Origin of the sequence: Portibacter marinus, from assembly GCF_021533195.1 — a bacterium.
In the GTDB taxonomy this organism is placed as follows: domain Bacteria; phylum Bacteroidota; class Bacteroidia; order Chitinophagales; family Saprospiraceae; genus Portibacter; species Portibacter marinus.
In genome coordinates this window covers 1-3,541 of sequence record NZ_JAJNKB010000034.1, presented here as the reverse complement: position 1 = coordinate 3,541, position 3,541 = coordinate 1, and the positions used below count along the sequence as shown (strand labels likewise).

The window sequence follows — 3,541 nt, the reverse complement described above, 5'->3', positions numbered from 1 at the left end:
TTCTTCGATTATCTGAAGCTTTTCTTTCTTGGTGAATTTCTTTGTCCCCTTTTCTGTGATTTTCATATTCATAATTACAAAAATTATTTTATAATTACTCTCTGATGATATCGGGGGCTGTTACATTGGGTTTTTATAAATTTGAATTTCAGTGGAATCCTCAAGTACGGAAGTTGAATCTTCGTTTTCAACATATGCTTTTACATACAAAATTAATTTGTTTGTTGAAGTTTGATTTAGTCTTGATATCACAATTGAATCACCAGTTTTTTCAATGTTTCCAATATTCGAACTCCAAACATAATTGATAGTTCCCTTTATACCTTGAAGCTCAAGTGAAGCAAGAAGACTATCTCCTTCGCAAGCGATAGAATCACTTTTGATTAAGATCTTTGGCGTATCTTGAGAAAATATCTGAAATGAGGTTACGGAACTAAAGAATAGAGTTAATAGAAAATTTTTCATGGTTCTTTGATTTTAGGTTATTCTACATAGTTTTTGTTGTATGTCAGTAAATTTAGTATCTCTTGGAATTCTTTTCAAATATTCCACACCTTTTATCAGTTTGACACAGTTAATATTTTACCGCAAGAAAGTCAATAATCTTCCGTTAATTTTAAGATGAAAATCAAGTATTTTATCAATCAATTAACTATTTATTGGTAGATTAACAATGGCATCACAACGTGATAGCTGTATCCGTCGTGGCGTCAGCGTTAGCAGCCATGACGAGATGACAGCGTGTTATCGGTCGTTCCTATCTTCCAAGTAATGATTTTTCAATAGGCGAAATAATAAATTTATCCGCAGAATATATTAGTACCTCTCTGTGAAAATAATCATATTCTTCTTTAGAGACCTCTTTGATTACTCGTTCTTCTGGATGATCCTTGTCATGCCAATAAAATCTTATCAAGATCGTGTTAGACAATGGAAAGTAGATTTCCATTTCCTTTTTACCAATTTGTCCATATCCAATATCGTTCATCAATACAACCGGATTATCAGATGTAAAATATTGCGCTTCATTTGATCCTTTCAATACTTCAATAGATGCAGATCTTAATTGTTTGCTGGTATGATTCATGTATGCGACCATTAGAGAATTTACAGCATCTTTTTGAGACATTGATATGTAGGAATTAAAAATGCTATCCTTTTCATCATCACTAAGACCTTCAAACTCTACTATTATGTCAAAAAAATCACGGAAATCATCTCGTTTCAGCCATCCCTTGAGCCAGTTTCTAAGTGCTTTGGTTCGACAAAGAAGATTAGCAGTAGTTTCTGCGATTGCTAATTGGATATTTTCTGTTAATTCTCCATCTTGTAATTGTTTAATGACTTTTGGAATTCTAGCTTCAATTCTACTATTAAGATCCTTTTCTATAATTAATTCATGGATTTCTTTGTAGTTTTCTAAAGTAAAAGCATGGTTTTCTGCTAAGAATTTCTTGATCTCTCGATCTTCCCATTTCTTTGTTTCTAAGTTTTTAACACTCACAAACCACTTTTTACCCTTAGTGAACTGCTTTTTAAATCCAAATTGTTTGAGGTAGACTTGCGGAATTAGATGTTGATTCTTGTGTGCAGGCATTTCTTCAATGTTTTGTAATTACATCTGAATTGGCTTTCATTTTTAGCAATATCAAATGACATTTAATTTTATGATTTGTCAACTCAATTATATTAGTAACTCCTATTTACCTTAAACCAACCTCAATTAATTCTAATTTCAATTTAAAGGATTGAACTTGAGATCAAAATTTATATTATTAAAGTATATTTCATACTGAATAACTGTTGTTAATATATTACTGTTTATGTAATTTTCATACTTGTTGCCAGTAGATAATTGTTACTTTTAGTTTGCTCAAGGAAGTCACTTAGCAATTTTGTACCACAATAAATTGTCAATTCTTAGAAGCATATGGTTCGGGTGAATGACCGATAACGTATAATGCATGGTGAGTATGAGCGATAGCGAAATATTCACTCATGCATAGTGTTAGGTCTAGTTGCCTTTTTTGACGATCCTATATTTTGTTGTTCTATCTTCTCCTTTCTTTTCAAACTTACCTAATCTGATTCCTTTGTTCAAATCTCTGGTAGCCGTAGCAGTTGAAATATCTTTAAATATAGATAGATAATCTTTTCTTGAAAACTCCTCTTGTTGATAATTTTCTATGAAATATAAGATGCGCTCCTCATCATTCAATTGGGTTCTTTGAGTTTCAATTAGCTGTTGAAGTGATTTCTTTATGATGCCAAGCATATATTCAATAAATACTGTTGAAACACCTTGTTTGTCAGCAATTGATAGAGTTTCATAGTACTCTGATTGGGTGTTTCTGACTTCTTCTTCGATAGGCAAATACTCAAATACTGGATTTTCTTTCATCAAAATGATGGTCTGCCACAATCTTCCCATTCTTCCATTTCCATCCATAAATGGATGTATGAATTCCATTTCATAATGAAACACACAGCTCTTGATGATCAAATTATCTTCTCCTGTTGATAAATATGAAAAGAGTTCAGTCATTAAATGATGGACGTTCCATGCAGGTGGAGCCATGTGTGCTACTTTTTCACCTTTGAAAATTCCAACTCCCTTAGTTCTAAATTGACCAGGATGCTCTATTAAACCTTGCATAAGTAATTCATGAGCACATAAATATGAATCTAAGTCATATGGATCAAATTGGTCGAGTTGATTGTAGACTTTTATGGCGTTTTTAACTTCTAAAATATCCTTTGAAGGTCCCAGAACTCTTTTGTTGTTGAATAGAGTTGTGACTTGATCGATATTTAATGTGTTTCCCTCAATTTCTAATGAAGATTGGATTGATTTGATTCTATTTTCTTTCCGAAGATTAGTTTCCGGTTTCCGTAAGTAGGTTGAATCTACAACACCTAACAGTTTTCCTATTTCAGTTGAAAGATTTATAATTTCTGAAGTTCCTTCGTAATACTTACGAATCATGATAGCATCATTTGATCGCATAAATATACAAATAATCAAACTAATCAGATTATTTAAATACAAATGATGCTATCATCAATTAGACCTAACGGCCAGCGACATCCAGCGTGCGAGGCGATAGCCGAAGCATGATGTGATGTCGCATGTTAGCTATCGTCACTTATTGTACTAATGTCAATTAATTTTAAATCAAAAATACCATTCATTTCTTTTACCACATTCACTATTGAATATTTAGCAATATTAGAATTGCTTCTTCTAATTTTTTCAATTGCTGTGCCATGAAATTGGCTTTTGTTTCTGTAGGCTAGAACGAAAACGATTTCGATTGTCTTCTCTATTAAACGTTCAATGATTCGTGTTGTGTCAATTTGATTAGTTGAAGTTTGAGAATTATAGTAAGTGAGTGTTGGAATTAAATAATTTGATTGAAGTTCCCCCCGAAAACTAGACAGTGAATATAGTTTGATTACAAACCATTAAATTTACTGTTATGAGTAGAAAAAAGTATACCAGCAAATTCAAGACAGATGTCGTATTGGAGGCCTTAAAGGA

General features: G+C 32.1%; 3 protein-coding genes. All 3 read right to left on the bottom strand.

Going from position 1 to position 3,541, the window contains the following annotated elements; translation table 11 throughout:
• Positions 1 to 120: 120 nt before the first annotated feature.
• Entirely contained in the window at positions 121 to 465 is a 345-nt protein-coding gene (locus L2567_RS20630; RefSeq protein ID WP_235299759.1) for a hypothetical protein, read from the bottom strand.
• Between the two features lie 292 nt (positions 466 to 757).
• A complete protein-coding gene (locus L2567_RS20625) occupies positions 758 to 1,597 on the bottom strand; it encodes a DUF4238 domain-containing protein (RefSeq protein ID WP_235299758.1) in 840 nt (279 codons plus the stop codon).
• 417 nt (positions 1,598 to 2,014) lie between these two features.
• Positions 2,015 to 2,983, bottom strand: coding sequence for a Fic family protein (locus L2567_RS20620; RefSeq protein WP_454824042.1), 969 nt, complete (start codon positions 2,981 to 2,983; stop codon positions 2,015 to 2,017).
• Between the last annotated feature and the right edge of the window lie 558 nt (positions 2,984 to 3,541).

Excerpts from the sequence above, each read along its gene's own strand:
- L2567_RS20630 (WP_235299759.1), bottom strand. The coding sequence starts at position 465 with ATGAAAAATTTTCTATTAACTCTATTCTTTAGTTCCGTAACCTCATTT.
- L2567_RS20625 (WP_235299758.1), bottom strand. The coding sequence starts at position 1,597 with ATGCCTGCACACAAGAATCAACATCTAATTCCGCAAGTCTACCTCAAA.